We start from the raw sequence: 15560 nt of genomic DNA, 5'->3' as shown, positions 1-15560 counted from the left end.
GTGCGCCTCAGGGCCGGATCAGCAGCTCGCCCCCGACCGACCCGCCCCTATGCCTCACCCATTCCACCCTCACTCCTCCGAAAGAGGACCGCTCAGTCATGACCGTCGCCGTAGCGCACCGCAGTGAACACGATCTGCTCGGGGACCGTGATGTCCCGGCCGAGGCGTACTGGGGCATCCACTCCCTGCGCGCCACCGAGAACTTCCCCATCACGGGAACGTCGATCTCCGCCTACCCGCATCTGATCGAGGCCCTGGCCGCCGTCAAGGAGGCCGCCGCCCGTGCCAACGAGGAACTCGGCCTGCTGGAACCGGAGAAGGCCATGGCCATCGTCGCGGCCTGCCGGGAGATCCGCGCCGGCAAGCTGCACGACCAGTTCGTCGTCGACGTCATCCAGGGCGGCGCCGGCACCTCGACGAACATGAACGCCAACGAGGTCGTCGCCAACCGGGCGTTGGAGCTCCTCGGCCGCGCCAAGGGCGAATACCAGTACCTGCACCCCAACGAGGACGTCAACCTCGGCCAGTCGACCAACGACGTCTACCCCACCGCCGTCAAGGTCGCCACCGTCTTCGCGGTGCGCGAGCTGCTCAAGGCGATGGCCGTGCTCCAGGACGCGTTCGCCGCCAAGGCCTTCGAGTTCCGTGACGTGCTGAAGATGGGGCGTACCCAGCTCCAGGACGCGGTGCCGATGACCCTCGGGCAGGAGTTCTCGGCGTACGCGGTGATGCTCGACGAGGACCGCAGCCGTCTCGCCGAGGCCGTCGAGCTGATCCACGAGATCAACCTCGGCGCCACGGCCATCGGCACCGGCCTCAACGCCCCCGCCGGATACGCGGAATCCGCCCGCCGCCACCTCGCCGCGATCACCGGGCTGCCCCTGGTCACCGCCGCCAACCTGGTCGAGGCCACGCAGGACTGCGGCGCCTTCGTCCAGATGTCCGGCGTGCTCAAGCGGATCGCGGTGAAGCTGTCGAAGAGCTGCAACGACCTGCGGCTGCTGTCCTCCGGGCCGCGCGCGGGCCTCAACGAGATCAACCTGCCGCCGGTGCAGGCCGGTTCGAGCATCATGCCCGGCAAGGTCAACCCGGTGATCCCCGAGGTCGTCAACCAGGTCGCCTTCGAGGTCATCGGCAACGACGTCACCATCACCATGGCCGCGGAAGCGGGGCAGCTCCAGCTCAACGCCTTCGAGCCGATCATCCTGCACTCCCTGTCCGAGAGCATCACCCACCTGCGCACCGCCTGCCTGACCCTCGCCGAGCGCTGCGTCACCGGGATCACCGCCAACACGGAGGTCCTGCGCGCCGCGGTCGAGAACTCCATCGGCCTGGTGACCGCCCTGAACCCGCACATCGGGTACACGGCCGCCACCGACATCGCCAAGGAGGCCCTCGCCACCGGGCGCGGCGTCGCCGAACTCGTCCTGGAGAAGGGCCTGTTGCCCGCAGAGCGGCTGGCGGCGCTGCTGCGGCCCGAGGTGATCGCGGGCAGCGGCACCCCACAGGCGGTGTGACCCGATGCGCACCAGGACCGGTCCGGCGGCACAATGGTGATCATGGCTGTGTCTTCGTCGTATCCGCCGTCTCCGTCGTCCCCGACCTTCCAGCCGGTCCTGGAGCGCATCGCCACCGAGATCGGGCAGACACCCGGCCGCGGCCGGCCCGCCGACTACATCCCCGCGCTGGCCGCCTGCGACCCCCGGCGCTTCGGCATGGCCGTGGCCGAGCTCGACGGCACGGTGTACGGCGTGGGGGACTGGCGGCAGCCGTTCTCCACGCAGTCCATCACCAAGGTCTTCACCCTCGCCCTCGACCTGGCCCGTGAGGGCGACGAACTGTGGGAACACGTCGGCCGCGAGCCCTCCGGCAACCCCTTCAACTCGCTGGTGCAGCTGGAGTACGAGAACGGCATCCCGCGCAATCCGTTCATCAACGCGGGCGCCCTGGTCGTCACCGACCGGCTCCAGACCCGTACCGGCGACGCGGCCGGCACCCTGCTGGCCTTCCTCCGTACGGAGAGCGGCAACGCCGAACTCACCTTCAACAAGGAGGTGGCCGCCTCCGAGGCCACCCACGGCGACCGCAACGCGGCCCTCGCCCACTTCATGGCCTCGTACGGCAACATCGACAACCCGGTACCGGTCCTCCTCGAGCAGTACTTCCGCCAGTGCTCGATCGAGGCGTCCTGCGCCGACCTCGCCCTCGCCACGAGCTTCCTGGCCCGGCACGGCCTGCGCGCCGACGGCTCCCGACTGCTCACCCAGAGCCAGGCCAAGCAGGTCAACGCGGTCATGCTGACCTGCGGCACTTACGACGCGGCGGGCGAATTCGCCTACCGCGTCGGCCTCCCCGGCAAGAGCGGCGTCGGCGGCGGCATCATCGCGGTGGTCCCCGGCCGCTGCACCCTGTGCGTCTGGAGCCCCGGTCTGGACGAGCGGGGCAACTCGGTGGCAGGCGTGGCGGCCCTGGACCGCTTCACGACACTGACGGGCGTGTCGGTCTTCTGAGCCAGTACGGGCGGGACTTGCCGACTCCGGCCCAGCAGGGCGCCGGTCAAGGGGCGCGGGGCTGTGACAATATGCGGCTCCGCCGCGTGGGCGCGACCAGCCACATCCGGACCCGCACCCGACAAGCCACCCGGAGGTAACGCCGCATCCCCCGCCCGGAGGGCACCCCGTCGCTTTCCGGCCACCCGCCCTTGACACGCTTGCCAAGTGTTGGCCAAGGCTCGCCTCGATCTCCACCGCTGTCAGGCCCTGGGCCTGACCGGTACCGCCTTCCTCGCGCTCGGCGGTGAGACGGCCGGCGCCCTGCCCACGCGGGACTTCCTCGACCCCGGCTCCGCGCGTGCCGTACTCGGCGTGGTCGGGGTCTACTTCGGCGTCGTCCTGCTGATCGCCGCGTGGGTGCTGCTCGGCAAGGTCGTACGCGGCCCGGAGCCGCCGACGCCGCGCGCACTGCTCCTGGTGCTCGTCGCCTGGGCGGCGCCGCTGCTTCTCGCGCCGCCGCTGTTCAGCAGGGACGTGTACAGCTATCTCGCGCAGGGCGCCATGGTCGACGCACACATCGACGTGTACGCCAACGGGCCCGCGCAGCTCGGCGGGCCGCTCGCCGACGAGGTGGCACCGGTGTGGCAGCAGACCGCGACGCCGTACGGCCCGGTCTTCCTCGCCGTCGCCTCCGCGCTGTCCGGCCTCACCCGCGGGGAGATACCGGCCGGGCTGCTCGGCATGCGGCTGGTCGCGCTGCTCGGCGTGGGCCTGATGGCGGCGGCGCTGCCCCGCCTCGCCCGGCACAGCGGTGCCGATCCGGCCGCCGCGCTGTGGCTCGGCGCGCTCAACCCGCTCGTGCTGCTGCACCTGGTGGCCGGTGCGCACAACGACGCCATCATGCTGGGACTGCTCGGCGTCGGCCTGGTCGCCGCACGCGGCCGATGGCACCTGCTGGGCGTCGTCCTCATCACCCTCGCCGCACTGGTCAAGGCGCCGGCCGTGCTCGGCCTGCTGGCGGTGGTGGCGCTGCGCGGGCGTCGCGGAGCAGTGCGCACGGTCCTGACCACGACCGGGGTCGCGCTCGCCACCACGGCCGCGGTGACCGCTGTGGCCGGCACGGGGTACGGCTGGATAGCGGCCCTGAAGACCCCCGTCTCCCCGCACAACTGGTCGCCCACCAGCGTCCTCGGCCGCGCCACCGGAGCCCTGCTGAAGGATCTCGGCAGCGGTCTCGCCCCGCTGGCGATGCCCGTCTGGCACGCGACCGGGCTGGTGGTGACCGTCCTGGTCGTCCTGTTCATATGGCTGCGCCTGCGGCCGGGCCCCATCTATGCGCTGGGCCTGAGCCTGGGCGCGGTCGCCGTGTTCGGTCCCGCGATCCGGCCCTGGTACGCCCTGTGGGGCCTGTTCCTCATCGCCGCCGCGGCGCCCAACGGCTCGGTGCGCCACCGGGTCGCGGCGGCCAGTGCGGTACTCGCGCTCGCCGTACTGCCCAGCGGCGGACCGCCGGACGTGGATCAGGTGGTGCTGGCCGTCTCCGGCGGCGCGCTCGCCCTCGTCGTGCTCTGGCAGGCCCGTCAGGCCGCCCGGGCCGAGGAGTCGGCGCAGCCGCCGGTGCTGGGGCGGACGGCATGAGACATCTGGACACCGACGGCCGACGGCTGCTCGGCCTGCTCTCTCTCGCCGTCGCGGTGGGCGTGTTCACCGCGACCGTGCCGCTGCTGCGCGACTGGTTCGATCTGCGCGTCTACTACGGCACCGTCGACGCCTGGGTCCATCACGGCGGCCGGATCTACGACTACTGGGTGCCGGGAACCACGTACGGATTCACCTATCCGCCGTTCGCGGCCGTGACCATGCTGCCGATGTCGCTGATCGGGCTGCGCACGGCGATCGCCGTCTCCGTGGTGCTCAATCTCGCGGCGCTGGCGGTCGTGGTGTGGATCCTGGTCGGGCCCGCGCTGCGCCGCTACGGCTGGTACGGCTACGCCCTCGCGGCCTGTCTGCTGACCCTGCTCGAACCGGTCCGCGACACCTTCAGCTTCGGGCAGGTCAACCTCCTGCTGCTGGCCCTCGTCCTGAGCGACGCCTGGCTGCTGTCGACCGGCCGGGGACGCCGGGCGGGCGTCGGCATCGGGCTGGCCGCCGCGATCAAGCTCACCCCCGCGCTCTTCATCGGTCTGTTGCTGCTCGGCCGCCGCTGGCGCGCCGCCGGGGTCGCGACGGCCGTCGCCGCGGCGGCCACCGGTCTCGCGGCCTGGGCGGCGCCGGACGCCTCGCGTTTCTACTGGTCCGATGCACTGTGGGACACCAATCGTATCGGACGTCTCGCCTATGTCTCCAACCAGTCGCTGCAGGGCGTCCTGGCCCGGCTCGCCGCACCGGGCGAACCGAGTCGGGCCGTGTGGGCGGCGACCGCCCTGCTGTTCCTGTGCGTGTGGGCGTGGCGGACCTCGTGGGCGCTGGCCGACGAGGACTGGACGGCCGCGTTCGCCCTCACCGGGCTCGCCGCCTGCCTCCTCAGCCCGATCACCTGGGTGCACCACCTCGTCTGGCTGCTGCCGTCCTTCGCCGTACTGCTGCACCGGCACCGTACGCGGGTCGCGGCGGCCCTGTACGCGGTGCTGTGCAGCAGCGTGGTGTGGCTCTGGTTCGACGACTCCTCCGGCCTCGACGGATTCCTCGGCAGCAACACGTACACGTGGATCACACTGGGGCTGCTGCTGTGGCTGCCGGCGGGTCAGTCGCGGGTGGCCCGCACGCCCTTGAGACGCAGAGCGAGGGCCACTCCGCCCGCGCCCAGACCCGCGGCGCCCAGGATTCCGGCCGCCTCCGGCCAGCCGCCGTCGGGGCCGTCCGCGGACCCGGTCCTCGCCTGTACGGGCGAGGCGCCCGCCGCCGGGACGGACCGGCTGTCGGGGAGCGATCCGACGGGTTCGACGTGCCCGGCGGCCGCGAAGCCCCAGTCGAGCAGCGAGCGGGCCTCCTCGTACACCGTGGTGCCGCCGCCCGCCTGAGGGTTCATCACCGTGACGACCAGGGTGCGTCCGCCCCGGTGCGCGGCGGCGACGAGCGTGTTGCCCGCGTTGGTGGTGTAGCCGTTCTTGACGCCGATCAGGCCCGGGTAGGGCGCCACCCCGTCGGCGCCGGTCAGCAGCCGGTTGGTGTTCTGGATCTGGTACGGGTAGCCGTCGCCGGGGAAGGAGGCCTCGGCGGTGGAGCAGTAGCGCGCGAACTCCGGGTTGCGCAGGCCGGCCCGTCCGAAGACCGCGAGGTCGTACGCCGACGAGACCTGGCCGGGGGTGTCGTAGCCGTCGGGCGACTCGACATGGGTGTCGAGGGCGCCCAGCGAGCGGGCCTTGGCCTGCATCCGGACCGCCGTCCGGTGCCAGCCGCCGTTCATCGCGGCCAGTACGTGCACGGCGTCGTTGCCGGAGTTGAGGAAGACGCCGCGCCACAGGTCGGACACGCGGTAGGTGTGCCCCGCGGCCACGCCCACCAGGCTGCTGCCGTCGCCGATGCCCTCCAGTTCCTCCTCCTTGACGGTGTGCTGGATGCCGGCGGGCAGCGCCGGGAGCACGGTGAGCGCGAAGAGGGTCTTGAGGGTGCTGGCGGGCGGCAGTTTGAGGTGCGCGTCGTGCGCGGCGAGCACCTCGCCGGTGCCGGAGTCGGCCACCACCCACGACAGCGCCGAGATGTCCGGCAGCGCGGGGGCGTCGGACCGTGTGCGTACCTGCGTCCCGGCCCGCTGGAGGTAGGGCGTCTGGGCGGCCATGGGTCTCGGCTGGCCCGTACCGAGGCGGGCGAGGGCCGGACTCGGCGCGAGGGCCAGTGCTCCGGCCACACAGAGGGCGGAGCAGGAGAAGGCGGTCAACGAGACGACCATCCGGGATGGGAATCCGATTGTCATACCGTCAACGTAGGAACGGAGTCGCCGTGCGCCGGGGCGCCAGGCCCGAGCGAGGGGATGCAGTACCCGGATGCCACACGCGGGAGAGGTCCGGGAGGTCCAGCGCGGCGGATTCGCGGTGGGGTCAGGCGGTGGGCAGGGTCGGCTGGACCTGACGCAGGAAGGTCGCGTTGTCCGGCGTGGCGCGCAGCCGCTCCAGCAGGGTTTCCAGGGCGGCCTGGGCGTCCCGGGTCTGCAGGGCGCGTCGCAGGCCGCGTACGGCTGTCAACTCGGCCCCGGGCAGGAGCAGTTCCTCGCGGCGGGTGCCGGAAGGGATGATGTCCACGGCCGGGAACACACGCCGTGAGGCGAGGGTCCGGTCGAGGCGGAGCTCCATGTTGCCGGTGCTCTTGAGCTCCTCGAAGAAGTAGTCGTCGGCGCGGGAGCCGGTCTCCACCAGGGCGGTGGCGAGGATGGTGAGCGAGCCGCCCTCCTCGGCGAGGCGCGCGGCGCCGAAGAACCGCTTGGGACCGTGCACCGCGGCGGCGTCGACGCCGCCGCTGAGGGTGCGGCCACCGGAGGCGGCCGCGTTGTTGTGCGCGCGGCACAGTCGGGTGAGCGAGTCCATCAGGATGACGACGTCCTCGCCCTGTTCGACGAGCCGCTTGGCGCGCTCGACGACGAGCTCGGCCAGGGCGATGTGCTCCTTCGGCGTCTTGTCGAAGGTCGAGGCGTAGACCTCGCCGCGGACGGAGCGCCGCATGTCGGTGACCTCTTCGGGCCGCTCGTCGAGGAGCAGCACGATCAGATGGCATTCGGGATGGTTGCCCGCGACGGCGGCGGCGAGCTGCTGGAGCAGGACCGTCTTGCCGGTCTTGGGCGGGGCGACGATCAGACCGCGCTGGCCCTTGCCGACGGGGGAGACCAGGTCGACGACGCGTCCGGCCATGCCGCTCGCCGGGTGCTCCAGGCGGAGCCGGTCGCGCGGGTGCAGCGGGGTGAGGTCGCGGAAGTGCGGGCGGCGGCGCAGCTCTTCGGGGGTGCGGCCGTTGATCCGCTCGACCTCGGCGAGGGCGCGGGGTCCGCCGCGTACGCCTTCGACGGTGTCGCCCTTGCGCAGGCCGTGACGGCGGATCAGCGCGGCGGAGACCTGGACGTCGGTCGGCGTGGGCAGGCAGCTCTCGGCGGCGCGTAGGTACCCCTGCCCGTTGTGCGCGATGTCGAGGACACCGGTGGCGTGGGCCGGGAGCTGCTTCTGTACGGGAGGGTGTTCGAGTGTGGTGGTCATGAGAGGTGGTCCTTTCGAGGACGGATTCATGAGGTCATGAAGAAGGGAGGGGGTGTGCCGGGGGGAGGCGGCGTGCTCACGCCTCGGTGCGGCGGGGAAGATCACCTGAAGGAGCTACGGCTGACCGCGCTCGGAAGGTGATGCGAAGAAGCTGGTCGCCCGATCGGAAAAGCGACGGGCGTGTCAGCGAAAGAACGAGATTCGGCACCGGCGCCCGAGACGGGGCGTACACAAGTGCTGACCGCAGACTACCATGGCCTGTGGCGAAGTGGCTGTGATCTGTCTCTCAACGGCTCGCCAGGAGGCCGTACAGCAGCGGAATCCGCGGCTCCCCCTCCGGCAGGCGCCACCAGCCCGACGGCGTACGGACCATCTGCGGCCAGCGCGGCCAGGGAAGCTCGTCGCTCTCCCGAAGCCGGCGGATACCGAGGCCCGCTGTGGTCAACGCGTTGATGACCTCGTCCATTCCGTGCATCCACTCGTAACTGTCGGTCGCGCTCTCGACGGCCGGTCCGTCGGTGTACGTGTAGGTCGCGTTCCGGTGCACGGCGTCCCGGCCGCCCAGGTAGTCGTGGCGCAGCAGCAGTTCGGTGCCCTCGCCCTCGGCGGGCTTGGGGCCCAGCGCGTTGAGCAGCGGATGGAATTCGGCGATGTACAACCTCCCTGCCGGGCGCAGCAGTTGAGCGATGACGGTGGCCCAGCGGTCCAGGTCGGGCAGATAGCACAGGGCGCCCTTGCCGGTGTAGATCACGTCGAACCGCCGCCCGTCCAGGGCTTCGACGGCGTCGTACACATTGGCCCGTACGTACGTCACGTCGGCGCCCGCCCGTGCCGCGATGTCGGCCGCGGCCGCCACGGACGCCTCGGAGATGTCCAGGCCGACGGTCCGCGCGCCGCGCTCGGCGAAGGCGATCGTCTCGGTGCCGAGGTGGCACTGGAGATGCAGCACGTCGAGGCCGGCCAGGTCCCCGAGGTCCTCCCACTCGAAGGCGGCGAACCAGCGCGCCGGGTCGAGCTTCTCGCCCAGTCCGTAGAACCGGCTGGCGAGATGGACGGGGGTCCGCGCGTCCCAGTTGGCCTGGTTGGCCCGCATCATCCGCTCGTGCTCGTCGGTCATGGAACCATCCAACCGTGGACGCGGGCGCATCCGGGGGAAGAACCGCGGATCGGCGCGTACGCCATCGCTGTCGGTCACGGGGTCGAGCGGGCAGAATCTTCGTCGTAACGGCTCGTAGTGCCCGCGCCCGACTCCCCACGCCCATAAGGAGACCTCCGGTGGACACCTCTCCCGTCACGCCGCACCGTATGGACCCGGCCGGTGGCTGCCCGCACGCCGGAAACGCGCGGCTGCTCGAGCGGAGCGCCGTCGCGGCGGTGGTGCTGCCCGGCGAGGTGGAGGGTATGGCGGTGCTCGGGCATGAGGCGTTGAAGGAGTTCCTCGCGCATCCCGAAGTCGCCAAGGGCGCCGAGCACTTCACCGAGCTGCGGGAGGGGCGGATAGCGCCGGGGTGGCCGCTCGCGACCTTCGCGACCGTACGCGGGATGACGACCGCGGACGGCGAGGACCACCGCCGGCTGCGCTCGCTCGTGAGCAAGGCGTTCACCGCGCGCCGGGTCGAGGAACTACGGCCCCGGATCGAGGAGTTGACGGCGGGACTGCTCGACGACCTCCGGGCCGCGGCCGAGCGGGACGGCGGAGTCGCCGATCTGCGGCGGCACTTCGCGATGCCGCTGCCCATGGGGGTCATCGGGGAACTGCTCGGGGTGGACGCGGAGCACCGCGACCGGCTGCACCACCTGTCGAACCAGGTGGTCGCCACCGACATCGGCCCCGAGAAGGCCCTGGCGGCCAACCGTGAACTCGTCGCCGTGCTCGCCGCCGTGGCCGTCGCGCGGGGCGAGCGGCCGGGCGACGACCTCACCAGCGCGCTGATCGCCGCCCGGGACGAGGAGGGCGACCGGCTCAGCCAGGAGGAGCTGATCGGCACCCTGGTACTGATGATCATCGCGGGGCACGAGACCACGCTCAACCTCCTCACCAACGCCGTACGGGCGCTCTGCGGCCATCGGGACCAGCTGGAGCTGGTCATGAAGGGCGAGGGCGGGGTGGGCTGGGCGGACGTGGTCGAGGAGACCCTGCGCTGGGACGCGCCCGTCAGCTACTTCCCCTTCCGCTATCCGGTGCGGGACCTGACCGTCGACGGCACGGTGATCCCCAAGGGGACGCCCGTGCTGGCCGGTTACTCGGCGGCGGGGCGCGACCCGTCCGTACACGGCCCGGACGCCGACCGCTTCGACGTCACCCGGCCCGGCAGGTCCGGCGCCGCCCGCCACCTCTCCCTCGGGCACGGCGCCCACTACTGCCTCGGTGCCCCGCTGGCACGCATGGAGGCGACCATCGCCCTGGAGCGGCTGTTCACCCGCTTCCCCGACCTCGACCTCGCCGTGACGGAGGCGGAACTCTCCCGGCACTCCAGTTTCGTCGGCAACAGCGTGCGGGTACTTCCGGTACGGCTGGGCACCTCCCACGGCTGACCGCGCGCATACCGCCGTACGACACCGCGCCGCATACCAGCCATACGACACCGCGATGCCCCTGCGCCGACCCTTTTCTTGTTCTGGGCAATGGCCGTCCCTACGCTGCCAGCACCGCACACCGGCGGCACTGGGCAAGGGACATGGCAATCATGGGTCGACTGGCCGGAAAAATCGCTTTCATCAGCGGAACGGGGGCCGGAATAGGGCGGGCCGCGGCCCAGGTATTCGCCGCGGAAGGCGCCACCGTATTCGGCTGTGACCTCGATGCCGACGCCGCCGCGGAAACGGTGGAAATCGTCGAGAAGGCCGGCGGTGTCATGCGGTCCCTCGCCCCGGTGGACCTCTCCACCGAGGCGGGCGCCCGCGAGTGGATCGACGCGGGGATCGAAGCCCTCGGCGGGATCGACATCCTCTACAACAACGCCTCCGCACTGCGGAACGGGCCGTTCGCGACCATGCCGGCCGAGGACTGGTACTTCACCATCAAGAACGAGCTCGACATCCCCTACTTCTGTACGCAGGCCGCCTGGCCGCACCTGATCGCCCGCGGCGGCGGAGCCGTCCTCAACGTCGCCTCGGTGGCCGCCGTCCGGGGCGCCCCCTTCATGCCGATGGTCCCGCACGGCGCCGCCAAGGGCGGGGTGCTGGCGATGAGCAAGCACCTGTGCGCGGCCGGCGCTCCGCACCACATCCGGGTCAACACCATCGCCCCCGGCATGACCCGCACCTCCGCGACCGCGCCCTTCCTCGACGACCCCGACGGACCGAAGGCGCAGCTGGAGGCGCGGATCCCGGTGGGCCGGGTGGGCGAGCCCGAGGACATCGCGCGCGCCGCCGCCTTCCTCTGCTCCGACGAGGCGGCGTTCGTCAACGGCGCCAACCTGATGGTCGACGGTGGCGACAGCGCGATGGCCGGCTGAGCGCCGGTGACCGTCCGACTCGACCACGTGGGCGTCAACGTACGCGATCTGCCCGCCCAAACCATCTGGTACCAGGGGGCGTTCGGACTCAGGACCGTCTTCGAGTTCACCCTCGAAGGACCCGGTCTGAGCGCCGTCGTCCTGGAACATCCGCACGGCTGGCGGATCGAACTCCTCGCCAGGCCCGGATCCGCGCCGGGGCTGCGGGCCCCGGACCCGCTGACCGCCGCCCTCACCGAGGGATACGGGCACTTCGCGGTCACCACCCCGGAACTCGACCCCGTCTACGCGGCCTTGGTGGCGCACGGAGCGGGCGAGGCCATGAAACCGGGTCCTTCCCCCGAACCCGGTATTCGCATGGCCTGGGTCACCGACCCCGAGGGAAATCTCATCGAACTCATAGAGAAAAACGCAGAGTGAGGGCACGCACGATGACGGATTCGATCTCCACGACCTCTTTGAAGAAACTGGACCTCGGAACACTCATAGCCTGCTGTCTCGCAGTCGCCGCCGCGCAACTGTGCATTACCGTTCCGTCCCCCATCAATGGTGAAATCCAGGCCGCCTTCGGGGCGTCCGGTTCCCAGGTCGCCTGGGTCACGTCCGCCTTCATTCTCCCCACCGCCATTCTTGAACTGAATTTCGGTGTGGTCGGAGACCTCTTCGGCCGCAAGCGCCTGCTGGTGCTCGGCGGCCTCGTCCTGGCGCTCGGTGAACTCCTCAACGCCACCTCCCAGAACATCACCATGATGTGGACCGGACAGGCGCTGGCCGGTATCGGCGCCGCGGCACTCTTCCCCAGTTCCCTCGCGGTCATCGCGGCCGCCACCCCCGACGGGAAGGACCGTGCCAAGGCGGTCTCCACCTGGGCGCTCAGCATCTCCCTCGCCTCCGCGGTGGGACCGCTGTCCTCCGGGGTGCTCGCCACGGTCGCCGACTTCCGCTGGGCGTTCGTGCCACCCGTCGTCCTCGGCCTGGCGGTCGCGGTCGCCTGCTGGAAACTGGTCACCGACTCCAAGGCCCCCGAAGGCCGCGCCCTGGACTGGCCGGGCCAGATCACCATCGCCGTCGGCCTCACCGCTCTGCTCTGGGGCATCATCGAGGGCGGCGACCGCGGCTGGGGCAGCGCGGCGATCGTCGGCTCGCTGGCCCTCGCGGCGGTGGCCCTCGTCGGCTTCGTCGTCGCCGAGACCCGCGCCGCCTCGCCGATGTTCAACCTGGACCTGCTGAGGATCCCGTCCTTCGCCGCGGCGGCCGTCGTCGCCCTGGCCGGCATGTTCGGCTTCATCGGCACCGCGTACTGCGTCTCCATCCGCCTCGGCGCCGTGATGCATCTGAGCGCGCTGCGCGCCAGCATGCCGTTCGTGATCCTCCAGCTGATCCCGCTGCTCCTGGCACCGGTGCTCAGCAGGATGCTGACCCGCGTCGACGCCCGCTGGCTCCTGATGGGCGGACTGCTGCCGATGGCCGCGGGACAGTTCTGGATCGCCGCGCTGCCCATCACCACGACCTCCCTCGCCGCCTTCATCGGCCCGGTGCTGCTGCTCGGCATCGGCTTCATCTGCGTCGTCTCCTCACTGACCTCGGCCGCCGTGAACGCCGTACCGATCCACATGACCGGCATGGCCAGCGGCGCCACCAGCCTGGTCCGCGAGTTCGGCCAGGGACTCGGGCCGGCCGTCATCAGCACCATCGCGATGAGCGCCGCGTCCTCCGCCCTGGTGGGCAAGCTCAACGGTGCGGACGCCGGCATGGAGGCCGCCGCGGGCCCGCTCGCCGTGGTCAACGCGGGCAGCGACAGCGCCAGGGCCGCCGCGCAGACCGCGCTCGGCCACGGCATGGCCCTCGGCGTGGTGATCTGCGGCTGCGCCTCCCTGCTCGGCGCGCTGGTCACCCTGCTGCTGGTGCGCAAGAACACCGCCCGAGCGGCGGTCGGCGCCGGCGGTGAGCCGTCGGTGCGGACGGCTACCGCGTAGCGCGGAGCTCCACGAAGAGGCCGGGACCCGGGTCCCGGCCTCTTCGCGTGCCCAGGGTGTCGATTCGGGGCGGTTCCGTTCGTCGGTGGGGTGTAGGAAGTTCATGAGCACCGGGAGGAACCATGAAGTACATGCTGCTGGTCTGCGGCGACGACACCGCCGACGCCTCGGGCATGGCCCCCGTCGAGCCCTGGGTCGAGGAGCACGGCGTCCGCAGCGGTGTCCGGCTGCACGGCCACCGGCTCCGGCTCCCCGCCGAGGCGGTCACCGTGCGGGTGCGCGACGGCGAGGTGCTGCGCACCGACGGGCCGTTCGCCGAGACGAAGGAGTACGTCGCCGGATACGACATCCTCGACTGCGACAGCCTGGAGGAGGCCGTCGAGGTGGCCGCGCAGCACCCCGTGGCGACCGTCGGCGCCATGGAGGTGCGCGCCTTCTGGGACGACGAGGACGCCGAGACCGAGATCCGCCGGCTCGACGCGGAGCTCACCGCCGCCGGCCGGGATCGGGACTTCGACCGGGCGATGGCCTGCTACGCCCCCGACGTCGAGGTGTTCCACCCCGTGAGCGGTCTGGAACAGAGCGGCGTCGAGGCCCTGCGCAAGGCGGAGGAGCTGTGGTTCTCCACCCTGAGCGGGCCCGTGCACCGCGAGGTGTCCGACTTCCGCGTACGGGTCGACGAGAGCGTCGCCTTCAGCCACGCGCTCGTACGGATCCGCGCCACGCTCGCCACCGGTGAACCGCTCGACACCACCGCCCGGGTGACCACCGGCTACCGCGCCGCGGGCGACCGCTGGCAGATCGTCCACCAGCACACCTCGGTCCCGTTCGACACCGGCGTCACGGAGGGCCTGTCATGAAGTACGTCCTGTTCATCTGCACCCCCGTCGGCGGCGAGGAGCTGAGCCCCGCGCAGATCGCCGACGACCCCCGCTTCACCTCGTACATCGACGAGGTCCGCAGCCGCGACATCGTCAAGGGCGGCGCACGGCTGCGGCCGTCCACCGACGCCACCACCGTCCGTGTCCAGGGCGACGAAGTCCTGCTCAGCGACGGGCCGTTCGTGGAGTCCAAGGAGTACGTGGCCGGCTTCGACCTCATCGAGGTCGCCGACCTCGACGAGGCCATCGCGCTCGCGTCCCGGCATCCGGCGGCGCTGGGCGGCGGCTCGGTCGAGGTGCGGCCGGTCTGGGAGTGAACGACATCGGTGACGTGGAGGCGGCGGTCGCCGCCGCCTTCCGCGAGGAATGGGGCCAGGTCGTCGCCACCCTGATCCGGGTGACCGGCGACTGGGACCTCGCCGAGGAGTGCGCGCAGGACGCCTTCGCCCAGGCCCTGGACCGGTGGCGGCGCGACGGAGTGCCGCGCCGCCCCGGCGCCTGGCTGACCACGACCGCACGCCACCGGGCCCTGGACGTGCTGCGCCGCGAGGCGGTGGGGGCTCAGAAACTGCGGGAGGCGGCGGTGCTGGCACGGGACGACGGGCCCAGCGACCCGGAGTACGACGGCGACGACAGCGGCGTCCGGGACGACCGGCTGCGCCTCATCTTCACCTGCTGCCACCCGGCGCTCCCCATCGAGGCCAGGGTGGCACTGACCCTGCGCACCCTCGCCGGGCTCACCACCCCCGAGATCGCCCGCGCCTTCCTGGTGCCCGAGACGACCATGGCGCAGCGCCTGGTGCGCGCCAAACGGAAGATCCGCAACGCCGGCATCCCCTACCGCGTACCGCCCGCGCATCTGCTGCCCGAACGCACCACCGGCGTCCTCGGCGTGGTCTACCTGCTCTTCAACGAGGGGTACGCCGCCACGTCCGGCGCCGACCTGGTGCGTACGAACCTCTGCGCGGAGGCCATCAGGCTCGCCCGGGTCCTGGCCCGTCTGATGCCCGACGAACCCGAGGTCCTCGGTCTGCTCGCTCTCCTGCTGCTGCACGACGCCCGGCGCGCCACCCGGGTGGACGCGGCCGGCGAGCTGGTGACGCTGGAGGACCAGGACCGTACGGCCTGGGACAAGGCCGCCGTCGACGAGGGCGCCGCCCTCCTGGAGAGCGCCCTGCGCCGCGGACGCCCGGGGCCCTACCAGATCCAGGCCGCCATCGCCGCCTGCCACACCACCGCCGCGACGGCCGAGGACACGGACTGGGCCGACATCGCCGCGCTGTACGGGGAACTGGCGCGCTTCGTGCCCTCCGCCGTGGTGCGGCTCAACCGTGCGGTGGCGGTGGGCATGTCCGAGGGCCCGGAAGCGGGGCTGGCGCTCGTCGCGGAGCTGGAGCGGGAGGGCGAGCTGGACGGCTACCACCTGCTGCCCGCCACCCGGGCGGATCTGCTGCGCCGCATGGGACGCCCGGCGGAGGCGGCCGAGGCGTACGACCGGGCGCTGGAGCTCGTGGAGAACGCCGCCGAGCGGCGCTTTCTGGAGAAGCGGCTCGCGCAGTGCCGATCGGCGTAG

The 15560-nt window shown here is 71.7% G+C and carries 13 protein-coding genes and 1 pseudogene; 11 read left to right on the top strand and 3 right to left on the bottom strand.

Annotated features, from left to right (window positions below; genetic code table 11):
- Nucleotides 1–98: 98 nt before the first annotated feature.
- From aspA to KVT44_RS60555, 4 genes are all read left to right on the top strand, one after another.
- The gene (gene aspA, locus KVT44_RS12240) at nucleotides 99–1517 is read left to right on the top strand and encodes an aspartate ammonia-lyase (RefSeq protein WP_060902532.1); all 1419 of its coding nucleotides are present in this window, start codon (nucleotides 99–101) and stop codon (nucleotides 1515–1517) included.
- A 33-nt stretch (nucleotides 1518–1550) separates the two neighbouring features.
- Entirely contained in the window at nucleotides 1551–2510 is a 960-nt protein-coding gene (locus tag KVT44_RS12235; protein ID WP_217567067.1) for a glutaminase, read from the top strand.
- Between the two features lie 207 nt (nucleotides 2511–2717).
- Nucleotides 2718–4130 (top strand): polyprenol phosphomannose-dependent alpha 1,6 mannosyltransferase MptB, encoded by a 1413-nt coding sequence (mptB, locus tag KVT44_RS12230; RefSeq protein WP_217567066.1) that lies wholly within the window; start codon nucleotides 2718–2720, stop codon nucleotides 4128–4130.
- A complete protein-coding gene (locus tag KVT44_RS60555) occupies nucleotides 4127–5512 on the top strand; it encodes a glycosyltransferase 87 family protein (RefSeq protein ID WP_217567065.1) in 1386 nt (461 codons plus the stop codon). Before mptB ends, KVT44_RS60555 begins: the two co-directional genes overlap by 4 nt.
- 11 nt (nucleotides 5513–5523) lie before the next feature.
- Here the strand turns inward: KVT44_RS60555 and KVT44_RS60550 are convergent.
- From KVT44_RS60550 to KVT44_RS12210, 3 genes and pseudogenes are all read right to left on the bottom strand, one after another.
- Nucleotides 5524–6270: pseudogene (locus KVT44_RS60550) on the bottom strand (D-alanyl-D-alanine carboxypeptidase family protein); the annotation flags it as partial.
- Nucleotides 6271–6529: 259 nt separating this feature from the next.
- Entirely contained in the window at nucleotides 6530–7672 is a 1143-nt protein-coding gene (gene rho, locus KVT44_RS12215; RefSeq protein ID WP_217567064.1) for a transcription termination factor Rho, read from the bottom strand.
- A gap of 286 nt (nucleotides 7673–7958) precedes the next feature.
- Nucleotides 7959–8789, bottom strand: a complete 831-nt coding sequence (locus KVT44_RS12210) for a bifunctional 2-polyprenyl-6-hydroxyphenol methylase/3-demethylubiquinol 3-O-methyltransferase UbiG (protein ID WP_217567063.1) — start codon at nucleotides 8787–8789, stop codon at nucleotides 7959–7961.
- A 158-nt stretch (nucleotides 8790–8947) separates the two neighbouring features.
- On the opposite strand from KVT44_RS12210, the gene KVT44_RS12205 reads away from it, so the two are divergent.
- The 7 genes from KVT44_RS12205 (at nucleotide 8948) to KVT44_RS12175 (ending at nucleotide 15560) form a co-directional block, all read left to right on the top strand.
- Nucleotides 8948–10207 carry a cytochrome P450 gene (locus KVT44_RS12205; protein ID WP_308313975.1) on the top strand — a complete coding sequence of 420 codons (1260 nt, stop codon included), beginning with the start codon at nucleotides 8948–8950 and terminating at the stop codon, nucleotides 10205–10207.
- 152 nt (nucleotides 10208–10359) lie between these two features.
- Nucleotides 10360–11130: an SDR family NAD(P)-dependent oxidoreductase gene (locus tag KVT44_RS12200; RefSeq protein WP_099925873.1), complete on the top strand. Its 771-nt coding sequence runs from the start codon at nucleotides 10360–10362 to the stop codon at nucleotides 11128–11130.
- Between the two features lie 6 nt (nucleotides 11131–11136).
- Nucleotides 11137–11550 carry a VOC family protein gene (locus tag KVT44_RS12195; protein ID WP_099924329.1) on the top strand — a complete coding sequence of 138 codons (414 nt, stop codon included), beginning with the start codon at nucleotides 11137–11139 and terminating at the stop codon, nucleotides 11548–11550.
- A gap of 11 nt (nucleotides 11551–11561) precedes the next feature.
- Nucleotides 11562–13106 carry an MFS transporter gene (locus KVT44_RS12190; protein ID WP_217567062.1) on the top strand — a complete coding sequence of 515 codons (1545 nt, stop codon included), beginning with the start codon at nucleotides 11562–11564 and terminating at the stop codon, nucleotides 13104–13106.
- A 122-nt stretch (nucleotides 13107–13228) separates the two neighbouring features.
- On the top strand, nucleotides 13229–13966 hold the full coding sequence (locus tag KVT44_RS12185) for an SgcJ/EcaC family oxidoreductase (protein WP_190169381.1): 738 nt from the start codon (nucleotides 13229–13231) through the stop codon (nucleotides 13964–13966).
- Nucleotides 13963–14304, top strand: coding sequence for a YciI family protein (locus KVT44_RS12180; protein ID WP_060896254.1), 342 nt, complete (start codon nucleotides 13963–13965; stop codon nucleotides 14302–14304). The genes KVT44_RS12185 and KVT44_RS12180 overlap by 4 nt, the downstream gene beginning before the upstream one ends.
- Complete coding sequence (locus KVT44_RS12175; RefSeq protein ID WP_217567061.1) at nucleotides 14301–15560, top strand: RNA polymerase sigma factor; 1260 nt, start codon at nucleotides 14301–14303, stop codon at nucleotides 15558–15560. Before KVT44_RS12180 ends, KVT44_RS12175 begins: the two co-directional genes overlap by 4 nt.

This window comes from Streptomyces sp. GbtcB7, from assembly GCF_019091445.1.
Classification (GTDB): domain Bacteria; phylum Actinomycetota; class Actinomycetes; order Streptomycetales; family Streptomycetaceae; genus Streptomyces; species Streptomyces mirabilis.
The sequence above is the reverse complement of the archived record's forward strand: the minus strand, read 5'-3'. Positions and strand labels throughout refer to the sequence as shown.

What these genes read in the sequence shown, in the direction of transcription:
- aspA (WP_060902532.1), top strand. Translation starts at nt 99, where the DNA reads ATGACCGTCGCCGTAGCGCACCGCAGTGAACACGATCTGCTCGGGGAC.
- KVT44_RS12235 (WP_217567067.1), top strand. Translation starts at nt 1,551, where the DNA reads ATGGTGATCATGGCTGTGTCTTCGTCGTATCCGCCGTCTCCGTCGTCC.
- KVT44_RS60555 (WP_217567065.1), top strand. Translation starts at nt 4,127, where the DNA reads ATGAGACATCTGGACACCGACGGCCGACGGCTGCTCGGCCTGCTCTCT.
- rho (WP_217567064.1), bottom strand. Translation starts at nt 7,672, where the DNA reads ATGACCACCACACTCGAACACCCTCCCGTACAGAAGCAGCTCCCGGCC.
- KVT44_RS12210 (WP_217567063.1), bottom strand. Translation starts at nt 8,789, where the DNA reads ATGACCGACGAGCACGAGCGGATGATGCGGGCCAACCAGGCCAACTGG.
- KVT44_RS12200 (WP_099925873.1), top strand. Translation starts at nt 10,360, where the DNA reads ATGGGTCGACTGGCCGGAAAAATCGCTTTCATCAGCGGAACGGGGGCC.
- KVT44_RS12190 (WP_217567062.1), top strand. Translation starts at nt 11,562, where the DNA reads ATGACGGATTCGATCTCCACGACCTCTTTGAAGAAACTGGACCTCGGA.
- KVT44_RS12185 (WP_190169381.1), top strand. Translation starts at nt 13,229, where the DNA reads ATGAAGTACATGCTGCTGGTCTGCGGCGACGACACCGCCGACGCCTCG.
- KVT44_RS12180 (WP_060896254.1), top strand. Translation starts at nt 13,963, where the DNA reads ATGAAGTACGTCCTGTTCATCTGCACCCCCGTCGGCGGCGAGGAGCTG.